General features: G+C 38.7%; 15 protein-coding genes. 4 read left to right on the top strand and 11 right to left on the bottom strand.

The window, feature by feature from the left end:
- The 4 genes from E7Z79_RS04440 to mcm all read right to left on the bottom strand — a co-directional run.
- On the bottom strand, window positions 1–600 hold a 600-nt coding region (locus tag E7Z79_RS04440), incomplete at its 3' end, for a tyrosine--tRNA ligase (RefSeq protein WP_303738768.1).
- A gap of 8 nt (window positions 601–608) precedes the next feature.
- On the bottom strand, window positions 609–1,652 hold the full coding sequence (locus tag E7Z79_RS04435) for a 60S ribosomal export protein NMD3 (RefSeq protein WP_303738767.1): 1,044 nt from the start codon (window positions 1,650–1,652) through the stop codon (window positions 609–611).
- Between the two features lie 34 nt (window positions 1,653–1,686).
- Complete coding sequence (locus tag E7Z79_RS04430) at window positions 1,687–2,094, bottom strand: translation initiation factor IF-2 subunit beta (protein WP_067040760.1); 408 nt, start codon at window positions 2,092–2,094, stop codon at window positions 1,687–1,689.
- 127 nt (window positions 2,095–2,221) lie between these two features.
- Window positions 2,222–4,222 (bottom strand): minichromosome maintenance protein MCM, encoded by a 2,001-nt coding sequence (mcm, locus tag E7Z79_RS04425; protein WP_303738766.1) that lies wholly within the window; start codon window positions 4,220–4,222, stop codon window positions 2,222–2,224.
- Window positions 4,223–4,340: 118 nt separating this feature from the next.
- Between mcm and E7Z79_RS04420 the strand changes: the two genes are divergently transcribed.
- Entirely contained in the window at window positions 4,341–4,760 is a 420-nt protein-coding gene (locus tag E7Z79_RS04420) for a hypothetical protein (RefSeq protein ID WP_303738765.1), read from the top strand.
- Window positions 4,761–4,774: 14 nt separating this feature from the next.
- Here the strand turns inward: E7Z79_RS04420 and E7Z79_RS04415 are convergent, their stop codons facing one another.
- On the bottom strand, window positions 4,775–5,395 hold the full coding sequence (locus E7Z79_RS04415; protein WP_303738764.1) for an RlmE family RNA methyltransferase: 621 nt from the start codon (window positions 5,393–5,395) through the stop codon (window positions 4,775–4,777).
- A 1-nt stretch (window position 5,396) separates the two neighbouring features.
- Entirely contained in the window at window positions 5,397–5,936 is a 540-nt protein-coding gene (locus tag E7Z79_RS04410; protein ID WP_303738763.1) for a metallophosphoesterase, read from the bottom strand.
- Between the two features lie 114 nt (window positions 5,937–6,050).
- On the opposite strand from E7Z79_RS04410, the gene E7Z79_RS04405 reads away from it, so the two are divergent.
- On the top strand, window positions 6,051–7,142 hold the full coding sequence (locus E7Z79_RS04405) for a formate--phosphoribosylaminoimidazolecarboxamide ligase (RefSeq protein ID WP_303738762.1): 1,092 nt from the start codon (window positions 6,051–6,053) through the stop codon (window positions 7,140–7,142).
- A gap of 8 nt (window positions 7,143–7,150) precedes the next feature.
- Here E7Z79_RS04405 and E7Z79_RS04400 read toward each other — a convergent pair whose 3' ends face one another.
- From E7Z79_RS04400 to E7Z79_RS04390, 3 genes are read right to left on the bottom strand one after another with little or no spacing between them, the layout of a single operon-like run.
- The gene (locus E7Z79_RS04400) at window positions 7,151–7,561 is read right to left on the bottom strand and encodes a hypothetical protein (protein WP_303738761.1); all 411 of its coding nucleotides are present in this window, start codon (window positions 7,559–7,561) and stop codon (window positions 7,151–7,153) included.
- 14 nt (window positions 7,562–7,575) lie between these two features.
- Window positions 7,576–7,947, bottom strand: a complete 372-nt coding sequence (locus E7Z79_RS04395) for a DUF5518 domain-containing protein (protein WP_303738760.1) — start codon at window positions 7,945–7,947, stop codon at window positions 7,576–7,578.
- Between the two features lie 54 nt (window positions 7,948–8,001).
- Complete coding sequence (locus E7Z79_RS04390; protein WP_303738759.1) at window positions 8,002–10,596, bottom strand: ATP-dependent helicase; 2,595 nt, start codon at window positions 10,594–10,596, stop codon at window positions 8,002–8,004.
- A gap of 275 nt (window positions 10,597–10,871) precedes the next feature.
- On the opposite strand from E7Z79_RS04390, the gene E7Z79_RS04385 reads away from it, so the two are divergent.
- Window positions 10,872–11,642, top strand: a complete 771-nt coding sequence (locus E7Z79_RS04385; RefSeq protein WP_303738758.1) for an SDR family NAD(P)-dependent oxidoreductase — start codon at window positions 10,872–10,874, stop codon at window positions 11,640–11,642.
- Window positions 11,643–11,732: 90 nt separating this feature from the next.
- Window positions 11,733–12,578: a HEAT repeat domain-containing protein gene (locus tag E7Z79_RS04380; RefSeq protein ID WP_303738757.1), complete on the top strand. Its 846-nt coding sequence runs from the start codon at window positions 11,733–11,735 to the stop codon at window positions 12,576–12,578.
- Here E7Z79_RS04380 and E7Z79_RS04375 read toward each other — a convergent pair whose 3' ends face one another.
- Complete coding sequence (locus tag E7Z79_RS04375; protein ID WP_303738756.1) at window positions 12,579–13,406, bottom strand: carbon-nitrogen hydrolase family protein; 828 nt, start codon at window positions 13,404–13,406, stop codon at window positions 12,579–12,581.
- A 41-nt stretch (window positions 13,407–13,447) separates the two neighbouring features.
- Window positions 13,448–14,164, bottom strand: a complete 717-nt coding sequence (locus E7Z79_RS04370; RefSeq protein WP_303738755.1) for a zinc ribbon domain-containing protein — start codon at window positions 14,162–14,164, stop codon at window positions 13,448–13,450.
- Window positions 14,165–14,232: the final 68 nt, after the last annotated feature.

Here is a 14,232-nt window from a genome sequence, read left to right as displayed (position 1 = left end):
AATGCAGACAGGAACGTTTTCGCCGATTTTTTCCAGGTTTTCACGTGCCAGCATCTGGATTTTTCTCTGTTCCATTCCTCCAAGTGCAATGTCAACCTCCAATGCAGCCATATCGACGGTCTGCATGATAGGATAGATTACGCTGGCCACTTTAGGGTTATCGTCGGCACGGCTTACCTGGTCCATACTTCTTCTGGCCCTTTTTAAGGTGGTCATGGTGGCCAATTGATAAACTTTATCTGTGTAGGATGGCTCTAACTGGAAAGATGAACCTAAAACGAATTCAGTGGTTTCGTCAAGCCCCAATGCCTGGAAACATTTTTTGTTGTATTCTGCGGTTTCGGCAATCTCTTCAATTGTTCCTTTTCCATTAAGGAATGCATGATAATCTGCTAATAGGATTTTAATCTTAAAGCCTAACTTCTGCAGTTGCTTTAATTTCTGCACGGTTACGGCATGCCCTAAATGGATTTTACCTGAAGGTTCATAACCGGTATAAGCTATAGGCTGTTCTTTTTCAAGCACTTCTTTCAATTCTTCTGTGTCTATAACTTCCAAAGTTCCTTCTTCAATCAATTGAATTTTTTCTTCAATATTCATTTTATCACTTAAATCAATAAATAAACGTTATTTTCAATTCTAATAAGTCTCACTTCTTCGCCAACATTCAATTCATCATATTCCTCTTTCATGTTCAGGTCCAATGCAGAATAGTCTATTGGATCTAGAATCTGAAGGAATTGAGGGGATTTTGAGATTATTGTTGTAGTTTCAATGTCATCTGATTTTTTGACGAGTTTTATGCTTTCCATATTTTTCATTGGAATGTTATGCTTTTTGTTTGTTGAAATGTCCACTCCGACAACGCTGCTTTTGCCGATGCTGGTCACTTGAAGGATCTTATCCTCAAATCCAATGAAATCGCCAATTTCGAATTCAGGGATTCTGACTGAAATCCAAACCCTGTAAAGTCCTTTTCCGGTGGATTTGTCCTCACTTATGAGCCTTGGGGATTCCTTTATTATGCCTCCAAATTCTTCAGTCAGCGCATCAGCGACCTTGTGGCCTGATTTGAATGATCCAATGTAGTAGTCATAGCCTTCCTTCAGCTTTGCGATTTGAGGGCAATATGCCAGCTTGTCACTTTTTGACTGTTTCATCAGTGTCCTTTCAACAATCTCATCCGCTTTGACATACTCTTCGGCTTTTATCTCTCTTGAATCTGCCCTGAACTGGACTACAGTTTCATAATATCCGGACTGTATTTTGCTGCATGTTGGACAGACTGTTTTAAGGATTTTGACTTCGCAGTCATGGGTTTCCTCTATCTGTGTACCGTGAACCTCACCAATAACTTCAACATAACAGTAAGCTATTGTTCCCTTGATCTGATCTATCTCAAGGTTGATTATTTCATTTTCAACCTCGTCGGCGATTTGGATGTTTCTCTCAAGTGCGCGGTAAATGATTTCCTCTTCGGGAATGAACTCATCGCTCCATTTTCCCTCTTCAAGTTTGCTGTTGCAGTGGCTGCATATCTGAACTTCAATTCTTTTTGGAATCTCGATCATTTGAAATTCCTTTAAAAAGCAGTCTATGCAGATGTCTCCGACCATCTCTTTATCTGTACTTCCGCACTCTGGACAAAACATTGTATCTCTAAAAAAATAAGTAAAAAAAGTAGAATTATAATGATTTTAAAGGTGCTGTTGCACCGCATGCAGCACATTTAAGTAAGAATATTCTACCTTCTCTGATAATTCTTGTATCCGGTCTGTTACATTCGTGGCAAATTACATATTTGTCCACATAATCTTCAATTCTTTCATTTATCAAGTAGTGAGTAAATTTACCTTGTAGGATTGCTCTTTGACCTTCGATATTTCCTGCAGTACCTAACTCTCTCATTAAGAATTTCAATAAATGTTGAGGGTCTCTGTTCAAACCTTCTGCAACATCTTTAAAGTTTTTAATGAATGTTCTATTACCTTGGATATCTGAATAAGCTTTAGGAATTTTGAATCTTTTGTGTTCAAATACTTCAGGAGGTAATTGGTCTATTGCTCTTTCTAATAAATCTTCATATTTATCCATAATTATCGCTCCTTATAAAATTAGTATAAGTATAATATATTAAATTTAGTTTTAATCATTTATTAATGTATTGATAATTAACATGAATTCTGAAATTTTCAATAAAAAAAATGAAAAATGGGATAATTTAGGCTATTCTAAAGTATCCTGTAGTAGGTTCGTAGATTACTCCTTTTTGTTTTAGGTTTCTGACAATTTGCTCGGTTTTGTCTTCGCTCATTCCATATTTATCACTCATATTTGAGATTAAAACATTCAATGGAGCGTCTCCGCCTAATTCTTCCTCAAGGTTTTGGATCTCTTCGGTTACCCTTTGTATTTTGTCCCTGTCGGATTTTGGTGTGCCGTCTCCGATACGGTCAATGTCGATTTCACCGGTTTCCGGATCGACACCAATGTCCTTAAGACAGAACATGGTCAGTTTAACCGCCTTGTCAGCATCCTCTTTTTCCACTTTGTCTTTAAGCTTGATTTTGGCGCTGGCTTCTGCCAGACGAATGGTAGCTTCCAGCTGTCTGGCGGTAATTGGGACTGCGCCCTGCTCTTCTGGATTGCTGTTTCTGGTATTTACATAAAATTCCCTTAGAATTTCATTGGCTTCATCGGTTAGGCGTGGATTGATGTTCTTACGGGCATATGCAATATATTTCCTAAGCAGTTCAGGTTCGATTTCGTAGTTTACGGTATTTTCCTTATGTATTTCCAGAATGTGTTTTGCCAAATCGGAATCCTTTTCCCTGCTTGGCTTGTCTTCAATTACAAATATCAAATCGAAACGGGAAATGATTGGTGCAGGCAAATCGATCTGTTCTGCAAGCACTTTGTATCTGTCGAATCTTCCGAATTTAGGGTTTGCTGCCGCAAGAACGGAACATCTTGAATTCAATGTTGCCATAATTCCGGCTTTTGCAATACTTACGGTCTGCTGTTCCAATGCTTCGTGAAGCGCTGAACGGTCTTCTGACCGCATCTTGTCCAATTCGTCAACACATACGTTACCCTGGTCCCCAAGTACCAATGCACCTGCTTCAAGAGACCATCCTCCAAGTTCGTCCCTAACGGCTGCTGCAGTTAATCCTGCTCCACTTGTACCTTTACCACTTGTATAGATACTTCTTGGTGCGAGTCTTGAAACGTATTTCAATATCTGGGATTTACCAATACCTGGGTCTCCAACAATCAGAATATGAATGTCTCCCCTTAGTTTGGTCTCATCCTCAAGTTGTTTTGCAGCTCCTCCAAACAGTTGAAGGGCAATAGCTTCCTTAACTTCCCTATATCCTCTGATTGATGGTGCTGTGGATTTGATAATCTTATCGTAAATGTGAGGGTCTTGTGACAGTTCAATGATTTTCTCTTCATCCTCTTCGGAAAGATGGAGCTCTTCAAATTCCTGCTCCAGCGGTTCAATATGATTGACATAGATGTAATTTTTGAATTTACCGCTTCTTTCCTCCCTGAATGTTTTAAGGGTACCTGTGATTCTTACCTTGTCTCCAGGATTCAGGTCGTCAACCAGGTCGTCTTCCAAAATCATCAGCATCTGTTTAGGTTCGGTTCCTCCAGACAGATTCTCCAAAGGCTCCTGCATCCTTGCGGTTTGGGTGTCTATGTATTTTGATTCCTCCTGGAGCAGTCTGAATGACCTTCCACCACATTCGCTGCATAATGACGGTTCTATGATGTGATTTCCAGATGTCTGTTCGACCTCGTGCAATCTCATGCATCCTCTACATTCAAAAACACCGGTTTCAATACGAGGTCTTATTTCATCTGTTTTTCTCACAATTCCGTCAGCTGAGACAAATGTTCCAATATACTTACTCAAGAGGTCTTTTAACGGAATGATGTTGCTCAGATTTTCAAAACGAATATTGATGTCAGCGTCCTTCACTAATGGATCAATATTTTTTATAGCAATCTGTGCCGCTTGAATAACCTCTTCAGGCTTTTCAATCAATAAATCAGCCAATTCCGGATCAAACATCTCTAATGATTGGTAATTCACAGTCAGTGACCTGTCATCAGGATATTTTTCGAGTATCTTGAATACGTCATCCTTATATGATGTTGCAAAAAATTCTTCAAATTTTGCAGTTGATGTTTGTGTTTTGCTAGTAGAGTTCATTGTCTTAATATTATTTTTTTTATAGTTAAAAAACATTACCAAAGAGCATCTGAAAAGTAATATTAATATACTAAAATGAACATATTGGTATATAATAGATTTATTATTTGAGGTTAATATGAGAAAATCTAGATTAAGCTTATTCAAATCCACTTCAATGCTAATTTCTGTTGTTGGAATCATCATGATAATTTCAACAATCATTGTTGTAGCATATGTAGGTTACAGCGTTGTTTCAAATGGAATTACTAATGAAATATCCTCTGGAACTCAATATGATGAACTTGCGGAGTTACGATCTTCATATAACAATCTGTCTGTCAAGTTCGATAGTGTAAAAGCGACTTATTATGCTGGTGGTCCTGATGATGTCAAGGTGTATAACGATGCAAAAATAGAGTTGTCACGGGCAGATTCGGCCATTCAGAATGTTCAAAGTGCTTTGGATGCTGGCAAACCGTCTAATGAAGTGGACAGTAGGATTGAGTTCGCTAAAGAAAAACTCAAAACAGCCAATCAAGCCTACAACGAACTTTAATTTATTTTCTTTTTCTATTTTTTTTTGTTAGGCATATATTCCAGGCCGACCACGTACATTTCAGAGCTTTTTTTACGTGATGATGCGGGTTTTGTAGTTCTCACATGCCTGAATTTGCTTTTGAGTGAATCCAGCATTTCCTTATATTCGGGGCCCTGAAATACTTTCATGACAAGATTTCCTTTCGGCTCCAGGATATTCTCGGCTATTCCGATAACAGCATATGTCAGGTCAATGGACCGGAGCTGGTCAATGTTTTTGATTCCGCACAGTGAAGGTGATGCGTCAGACATTACCACTTTTGCCTTTCCTCCGATAATGTCCATTATTTTTTGCTGAACTTCAGGGGTTGTGAAATCCCCTCTGATTCCGTAGTAGTTCTCTTCGTGGAACTTTTTGAATCTGTTCAAGTCAACACCGACAACAATCCCATCCTCGCCTACCTTTTCAAGGGCGACCTGGGACCATCCGCCCGGTGCCGCACCAAGGTCCACTACTGTATTTCCCTGCTTGATGAGCTTGTATTTTTTATCGAGCTGTTTGAGTTTATATGATGCTCTTGAACGATAATCTTCCTTTTTAGCTTTTTTATAATAGGGGTCATTATGTTTTTCCATTTGCCATTTGCTTCCCATTTCAATCCCTCTTGTATTGGTCAAAGTCAAGTGCACTGCATACCGGTGAGCCAATCTTGACTATCTCCACATCAACTGCCTTGTTTTTGATTTCAAGCAACATGACTGTTCTGTCTGCAAGCCTTGGAACAATAGGGCTTCCCGGATTTAAAAGCAGAATCCCTTCCTTCTGCTCTATTTTTGGCTGATGGGAATGTCCTGAAACCAATATGTCCACATTCAGTTCCTTGGCCAGATACAATAACTGGTCGCTGTCCGCACGCGGATATACTTCCCCATGTATGATTCCGATTTTGAGGCCTTCAACTTCAACAATCTTTGCCCTCGACAGGTCAATTCCATTGGCACGGTCCATATTTCCCTGAACTGCCATGACCGGAGCGATCTGTTCCAGTTCGTCCAAGACTTTCAGGGAAGTCAGATCTCCGGCATGTAAAATCAATTCAACGTCGCTGAATGCATCAATTACATTTTGAGGCAATATTCTTGCTCTGTCAGGTATATGGGTGTCTGATATTAAACCAATTAACATTTTTTTCATTCCTTAATTATTCATATAATGTTCTGTTAATTATTCCTATTAAAATTAATTAAAAAAACTTTATTAATTGTTAAAAATATATATTTAAATATCATTCTTTTAGGAGAAGATAAAATGGGAGAAGTTAAAAAGGAAGATATTTTAGATATTTTGGCTGGTTATGACAAAAGTGAAATCACAATAGCTACTCTCGGAAGTCACACTTCTTTACATATTTTGCAAGGTGCAAAGGAAGAAGGATTTAGAACCGCTATCGTTTGTGAAAAAGGAAGAGAAGTTCCATATCAAAGATTTGGAGTTGCAGATGAATACATCATTGTCGATGAATTCAAGGACATAGTCAATGAGGATGTTCAGCAAAAACTCAGAGATATGAATGCAATCGTTGTTCCTCACGGATCTTTTGTTGCATACGCCGGTCTTGATAACGTAGAAGATAAATTTAATGTCCCAATGTTTGGAAACAGAGACGTGCTCAGATGGGAAGCTGAAAGGGACAAGGAAAGAGCATTGCTTGTTGAAGGTAATGTAAGAATACCATTCAAATACAATGGCCCTTCAGAAATCGACCGTCCTGTAATGGTCAAATTCCCAGGTGCAAGAGGAGGAAGAGGTTACTTTGTAGCATCATCCACTGAAGAGTTCGATGCAAAAATCGAAGCTATGAAAGCCCGTGGATGGTTGGAAGACAGCGATGTAGAAGCTGCCCACATTGAAGAGTATGTTTCAGGATGTAACTACTGTATCCACTATTTCTACTCAGCTCTCGATGACAAGGTCGAATTGATGGGTATGGATACAAGATACGAATCAAGTATTGATGGTTTTGTCAGGATGCCTGCAAAAGACCAATTGGACATTGACTTAAGTCCATCTTATGTTGTAACCGGTAACCACCCTGCAGTAATTCGTGAATCCTTGCTTCCACAAGTATTTGACATTGCTGATAAATTAACTGAAAGTGCTAAAAAATTAGTTGCTCCTGGATTAAACGGACCATTCTGTATGCAAACATTAGTAAATGATAATCTGGAAGTAATCTGTTTTGAAATCAGTGCAAGAACCGACGGTGGAACAAACACATTCATGGACGGTTCTCCTTACTCATACTTGACTTACGGCAAACCTATGAGTATGGGAAGAAGAATTGCTCTTGAAATCAAAAACGGTATAGAAAGAGATGAATTAGAAAAAATAATAACATAAATTTGTTATTATTTTTTGTTTTTCTTTTTATTTTTATTTTTACCTATATTCTGCTTTTTTTCTTGTTCTGCTAATGCCATTTCACGGCTTCTTTTTGTCCATGCACCAACAAAACCAACGAATGCACCAATTATTAAAATCAATGCGGTCAAGGCCATCATTCCATTTTCAGTTAGGAAAAATCCGTCGAATTGGCCCATGTATCCCTGGAATGTCAAAACGATAATAGGTGTTGATGCAATTGCACCACACAGTGTTCCCTGTTTCCAATTGTTCTGACCATATCCTGCATATAAAAGCCCAATTGATGCAAATGGATAAAGCCAATCATTAATTTGCCATCCGAATAGTATAAATGCGCCGGCTATTGCCGCTCCAAACACTAAAGCCTTGAAATTCAAATCTGTAAACTTGTTCATTTCATATCTCCAAACTACTTGTTTCTGGAAGCTACTGCTCCTCCAAATGCTCCTGTAATTCCCATTACAATCGCATAATAAATTATAGTTTCAATCACAACAGTTAGGCTTGCGATTCCTGAGAGTGTAAATCCGGTTAATCCTCCAAAGAGACCCACAAGGCTTCCTCCAAATGTTGCAACCAAAATAAATAATATTGCGCTGATGATTGTGCCTAATGCTCCCGCAAGTGCAGCATTCCAAAGTCCGCTTAACGCTCCGGAATGTGCAATATATCCTGTGATGAACCCTACAATCAATAATCCTATAAATTCGTAGGGTGCAAAGAATAATTTTACAGCAATTGTCAGTAAAAATCCAATAAATACTGCACTTGTTTTAGCCATAATATCACCGTTTAATATAATTATTTAACTCATTATTAAAATTATTTGTTGTTATCAAAGTTCTTTCAATTTATCCTTAATCTGTTCAAGTATTGCCTGATGCATTCTTTTTGTGAATTCTCCCCTATCGTTCTGATTCAATACATCAAGATAACCTTGTGAAACCAGATTGAATGCAAAAGGACTTGGAATTACTGTATTGATTGTTTTTATTTCCATTTCCCCCGAATCAATCATGTTTATGATTTTTAAGGCATTTTTAATGTCCATATAGTCTTCCATTGCCTCTCTTCTAGCCTCTTTTAATATTGAAAAATTGTCATCCATGTCCTGCACATACTTAAGCAGTATTTTGCCCCGCACCTGCTGGCGACCAACTGACTTTGATTCTCCTTTATATCTTCTTAGAGTCATTAATGACCTTCCGGCACAATGCCTGAATCTTGAAGCCAGTGTTTCGGTCTTGTTAAGGGAATTTGTCAGGATTCTTTCGAAGTTTTCAGGATTCAATTCCCTGAATGATTCCAAACCTCCTATTGTGCCGTCTGAGCTCAGATAAAATCCATTGTCTGATATGGATATTGTGACATTTGTGTTGTACCTTTGGGCAACCACGTAGGCCACTGCACGTGACAGCGCATCGTTGACCTTGCGGCCGAATAGTGAATGGAAGATTACGAATTTTCGCCCTCCGAACCCTTTATAGTACTCTATGAGAAAGCAGCGGTTTGAAGGAATCTTCGCATACTTGTACTGTTCGACGAAGTATTCATATATCGAATTTGCCGCAAAGTCATCAACGTATAGGTAATCGTAGATAAACTCCATTATCTCCTCTTTGCTTCGCCTGTACTCGAATCTGGCTTCCATAAATGATCTGAACTTCTGTATGTCCATTGCCAGGTCAAAAGACAGAGGCAGCTGCTGTGAAAACCATGAAGGTATTGTTGGAGGTCCGCTTGCGGGAGTCACGTTTATGGTCATTCCCTTGCCGTAGTTGAATCTGTATGTTCTCCCTCCAAGCACGAAAGTGTCTCCCTTTTTCAGCCTTTCCATAAATGACTCCTCTATCTTTCCGACGGTTTCACCATCGCATTTGACAAGCACCCCAGACGAATCAGGTATTGTTCCTATGTTTGTCGAATAAAGCATTCTTGCCAGCTTTCCCCGTTTTCCGAATGTGTTGTTGTCATAGTCAATCCATATTTTTGCATAGACATACCTTTCTTCAAGCTCTTCGTATTCTCCGCCAAGATAACTTAAAACATCCTCGTAATCGTCTCTTGTGAGGTCCTTGTAGCAATAGCTCTTTCGTATCACGTCATATGCATAGTCGATGTCCCATGGATTTTCAATGCTCATTCCGTAGATGTGCTGTGCCAGGACATCAAGGCAGTTTGAAGGTATTGTTATCTTGTCGATTTTTCCTTCCTTGGCGTTTTTAAGAAGAACCGAACATTCAACCAGGTCGTCACGGTCTGTAACGATGATTCTTCCCTTGGACTTTTCATGGAGCCGGTGTCCGCTTCGCCCGATTCTCTGCAGTGCCCTTGCAACGGATTTAGGAGAGTTAATTAAAACAACAAGATCAATGTATCCGATATCGATTCCCAGTTCCAGGGATGTTGATGAGACCACTGCCTTGAGCTTTCCTTCCTTCAGCTTGTTTTCGGTTTCCAGACGGACTTCCTTTGAAAGAGAGGAGTGGTGGGCCATAATGTTTTCGTTATTGTAATGCATCGGATACATCTTTTTCAGATTGTAGACGAATCTTTCGGTTCCGCTTCTTGTATTCGTAAATATCAGTGTTGTCTTGTTTTCCTGTATAAGGTCATCAAGAAGGTCATACATTCCCAAACGGGTGTCCTCTTCATCCGCAAGCACGATGTCGCTTACAGGACACATAACCTCCATATCAAGCTCCTTTAGATAGTTGACATTGACCACCTTGCAGTTTCTCTCGACGCCGTATTCATAGCCAACAAGGAAACGGGCGACCTCCTCAATGGGACTGACGGTTGCTGACAGGCCTATTCTTGTATACTGTCCAATGAGATGCTGCAGCCTTTCCAGGGACAGGCTTAGGTGCACTCCCCTTTTGTTTTCAGCCAGCGAATGTATCTCATCGATGATTACATATTTGACATGGCTCAGCTTTTCCCTGAACTTCGGAGCCACCAATAAGATTGACAATGTTTCCGGAGTGGTGATGAGGATATGGGGCGGCTTTTTAAGCATCTTTTGCCTTTGGTACTGTGTGGTGTCTCCGGTCCGGACTGCTTTTCTGATTCCCAGACTTTTTCCGGCAATCTTTTCAATTCCTTCGAGAGGTTCATCCAAATTCTTTTCGATGTCATTGTCAAGGGCCTTCAATGGGGAAATGTAGATGCAGTAGACCTTGTCTTCCAGTTCGTCCTTCTCGGCAAGTTCGGTCAGTTCGCTGATGACCGATAGGAATGCTGTCAGTGTTTTACCGGAACCGGTCGGTGATGAGATGAGGATATTGTTCCCCTTGTGGATGTCAATGATTGATTTTTTCTGAGCGGGCGTGAAATCTTCAAATTGGGAGTCGAACCATTTCCTGACCCACTGGTGGAGTGTCTTGAAAATCTCCTTTTTGGAATGGCTTTTTGTCTGCTCTTCAATCATTTTTTCTCATCTCTTGTTAAAAATATTTTATAATAATATTAATCTTTGAATTTTAATAAAGTTTGTTGTTACAATTTTTGTAAATATTTTTGTACAGTCAAAAAAATATAACATATATTTATTGGCCAGTTTATTCATTAAATTTGTCATTTGTTTAAATTTGTTTATTCGTTCAATTTGTTATATTGAATATTACTCAACAATTCATATAAAAATAGTTAAATAGTTTATTTTTCAAATATTTATATATAGTCTTAGGACTAAGGTGATTAAAAATGAAAAACTATTTCGATATTAAAGACAAAGTTGCAGTCATTACTGGAGCTTCATCAGGTCTTGGTTGGCAAATTGCTCAAGCATACGCAAGCCAAGGTGCAAAATTAGCATTATTCGCTAGAAGAGAAGAAAGATTATTAGAAAACGTTGCTGAAATCGAAAAAGAATTCGGAACCGAAGTAATGTATGCTGTATGTGACGTAGGTGATTACGACAGTATCACCGCAGCTGTTGCAAAAGTCATGGACGCTTACGGAAGAATTGACATCTTAGTTAACGCAGCAGGTATGGGTAACAACAAAATGGTTACTGACCAATCCAACGAAGAATGGGAAAGACACATTCACATCGACTTAAGCGGTGTCTACTACATGTGTAAAGCTGTTGGAGAAATCATGATTGAACAAGAATATGGTAAAATCATCAACATCGGTTCAATCCACTCAAGAGTTATCTTCCCTGGAGGAGGAATTAGTGCATACTCCTCAGCTAAAGGTGGAGTAATGAACTTAACCAAAAACTTAGCTGTAGAATGGGCTAAATACAACATTACCGTAAACGCTATCGGTCCTGCAGTATTCGAAACCGAATTGACTGTAGACTCCATTGAATTACCTGGATTCATGGACCTTATTGCAGCATATTGTCCAGCAGGCCGTTTAGGTAAACCTGGTGAATTGGACGGTATTGCAATTTACTTAGCATCTGACGCATCCAGTTTCTGTACAGGTCAATTGATCTGTATCGACGGTGGTTGGACAGCTATTTAGATAAGAGATTTTTTCTCTTATTTTTTCTATTTTTTTTTAAAAACATTTTTTTTCTTAAAGATTATATATTTCTAAAATCTAATTATAACTATGTCAAATTTAAGTTTTGAAGAAGCAATTAACAATTTATCCGACGAAGATGTTAAGGTCAGAAAAGAAGCTATCGAATCATTGGTCGGAGGCACTGATGAAGAAGCTATTGAACCCTTAATCAAAGCTACTACTGATGATAATGCGCAAGTAAGATTCAAAGCGGCTGAAATTTTAGGCAGCATGGGTGATGTGGCTGTCGATAAATTAATTGAAGAATTTACAAATGCCGAAGGTAAAGACAAACGTTTTTTAGCATTTGCACTTAAAGAAACTGAAGATAAAAAAGTCATTCCTTATTTTGTTGAGGCAACTTCTGATGATGATTTCGGAGTTAGAAAGGTTGCAGTCCGTGCCTTAGGTGAGCTTCAGGCTGAAGATGAACTTGATTCAATTGCAAAATGTCTGGAGGATGAAGATTGGGGAGTCAGGCTTGCTGCCATTCAGGCATTGGGTGACCTTGCAAGCGATGATGCAATCAAATTGATCAAGGATGCAAGAAAATCCGAAGATGATAAGGACTTCAAAAAATCATGTAACAAAGCCATCAAGAAAGCTCAAAAAAGACAAAAGGCAAAGGAATCCGGTGAAGCGATTGTAAAAGTCATTCCAATGAGCACAATTAAAGAGATGGAAAAAACCAATCCTCAAAAGGCAATCAAGGAATATGAACGTTATGTGGAAGCAAAACAGGCTAAGGATGCTCCATATAAAAGATTATGTATCCTATACAGAAAAGCGGATGACTATGACAATGAAGTCAGGGTCATAGAAACTGCCATCGAAGTGTTTGACGGCACCAAAAAGGTCGACTACTTCGAAAAAAGATTGGCTAAATTGAAATAGTCATTTTCTAATGACTTCGTAGAGGTCTTTCCTTTTATTTTTTAAAACGGGAATTTCTTCCCTCACTTTTTTTATTTCACTTAAATCAATTTCACAGAAAATCAATTCCTCTTTTTCGCTTGCCTGTGCCAATACTTCGCCCCATGGATTTGTAACGATTGAATGGCCGTAGCTGTGATAGCTCGCATCCATATTCAATGCCGGTGCAACGCCGACGCAGAAGACCTGGTTGTCCAGCGCTCTTGAGCGGAACAGCAGCTCCCAGTGTGCGGGTCCGGTTGTCTGGTTGAATGCTCCGGGATAGAAGAGAATTTCAGTTCCATTTTCAACCATTATCCTTGCAAGCTCAACAAAACGAACGTCATAGCATATTCCAATGCCGATTTTTCCAAAATCAGTCTCGACAATTGTGAACTCGTCGCCTGCAGTCAGCACATCCGATTCCTTAAATGTAATCTTGTCCTTGACATCAATGTCAAAAAGATGCATTTTCCTATGCTTTGCAATTGCAGAGCCGCTTTTATCGAATAGGTAACTGGTATTGTATAGTTTGTCCCCTTCCCTTTCAGGAATCGATCCTGCAAGGATATAAACATCATTCTCTTTTGCCAGTTCGGAAATGACATTTAAAGTGAGACTGTCAGCTTCCTCTTCGCCGTATTCAATGAATTTGTCATTTGAATAGGGACAGTTAAACATTTCGGGTAAAACGATAAAATCAGTGTCATTGGCTACGCTATCTCTTATCATTGAGCTGGCTTTTTTAAGGTTGGCTTCTTTATCGTCAACAACATTCATCTGACAAAGGGCGAGTCTGATTTTGGTCATGTTAATACAAAAAAATAGAAAAAAGTATGATTGAATCATACTTAAGCAATATCTGCAGATTTTATAGCGCTTTCAATATCTTCGGAAGTAAGGGAGTTTTCAGAAGATCCTGTTACCTTGAAAACATATAATCTTCCATCACTGAACATTGATACGTATCTGGTGTAGTCACCATCTGCATTTTCAATTAGCATATTTGATGAGTTTCTGCCGTCCAAAGTAATTGTCTCAACAAGTTCGACATAATCGCCGCCTTCTTGGGCATGGCTGATTCTTTGTTGAGTTATGTCTTTTAAGGAATTGGCATCAGTAGATATATTATAAAACTCAATAGTTGCATTGTTTTCATTTTGGAAGAATACAGCATCGGTGTGTTCTTCATCGCTACCGTTTACTTGTTTCCAAGTGCTTGGATACTTAAATGAAAATTCTCCTTCATCAAATTCGACTAAATCGTTTGTTGATTGAATTACAGGATTGGAGTTACTGCTAGTATTGTTATTGCTTGATCCCATAATCACAATTCCGCAAATAACGATTAATGTTATAAGTAAAATAGTTCCAATAACTAACTTGTTTTTTTTAATAATAGTAATAATGCCGTCATCATCGGTCTTTTTCTCTAATCTTGGTTTTTCTTGGAAAATATCCTCTTTTTTAGGTGGTGCAACTTTTGGTTTGGGGAATGTATAACCACAATTTCCGCAAACAGGAGCCCCATCATAACTAGGATTTCCACATTCAGGACATTTTTTCACAGATTTCCCTCCATTAAATGTTACATTTAATTTTTATACTATAAAAATATATTTAATTAATGTGATAG

Source organism: Methanobrevibacter thaueri (assembly GCF_015062905.1).
Taxonomy (GTDB): domain Archaea; phylum Methanobacteriota; class Methanobacteria; order Methanobacteriales; family Methanobacteriaceae; genus Methanocatella; species Methanocatella thaueri_A.
The sequence above is the reverse complement of the archived record's forward strand: the minus strand, read 5'-3'. Positions and strand labels throughout refer to the sequence as shown.

Coding starts and splice junctions, on each gene's coding strand:
- E7Z79_RS04430 (WP_067040760.1), bottom strand. CDS start 2,094: ATGGATAAATATGAAGATTTATTAGAAAGAGCAATAGACCAATTACCT.
- E7Z79_RS04380 (WP_303738757.1), top strand. CDS start 11,733: ATGTCAAATTTAAGTTTTGAAGAAGCAATTAACAATTTATCCGACGAA.
- E7Z79_RS04405 (WP_303738762.1), top strand. CDS start 6,051: ATGGGAGAAGTTAAAAAGGAAGATATTTTAGATATTTTGGCTGGTTAT.
- E7Z79_RS04385 (WP_303738758.1), top strand. CDS start 10,872: ATGAAAAACTATTTCGATATTAAAGACAAAGTTGCAGTCATTACTGGA.
- E7Z79_RS04415 (WP_303738764.1), bottom strand. CDS start 5,395: ATGGGAAGCAAATGGCAAATGGAAAAACATAATGACCCCTATTATAAA.
- E7Z79_RS04395 (WP_303738760.1), bottom strand. CDS start 7,947: ATGGCTAAAACAAGTGCAGTATTTATTGGATTTTTACTGACAATTGCT.
- mcm (WP_303738766.1), bottom strand. CDS start 4,222: ATGAACTCTACTAGCAAAACACAAACATCAACTGCAAAATTTGAAGAA.
- E7Z79_RS04420 (WP_303738765.1), top strand. CDS start 4,341: ATGAGAAAATCTAGATTAAGCTTATTCAAATCCACTTCAATGCTAATT.
- E7Z79_RS04410 (WP_303738763.1), bottom strand. CDS start 5,936: ATGAAAAAAATGTTAATTGGTTTAATATCAGACACCCATATACCTGAC.
- E7Z79_RS04400 (WP_303738761.1), bottom strand. CDS start 7,561: ATGAACAAGTTTACAGATTTGAATTTCAAGGCTTTAGTGTTTGGAGCG.
- E7Z79_RS04390 (WP_303738759.1), bottom strand. CDS start 10,596: ATGATTGAAGAGCAGACAAAAAGCCATTCCAAAAAGGAGATTTTCAAG.
- E7Z79_RS04435 (WP_303738767.1), bottom strand. CDS start 1,652: ATGTTTTGTCCAGAGTGCGGAAGTACAGATAAAGAGATGGTCGGAGAC.
- E7Z79_RS04375 (WP_303738756.1), bottom strand. CDS start 13,406: ATGACCAAAATCAGACTCGCCCTTTGTCAGATGAATGTTGTTGACGAT.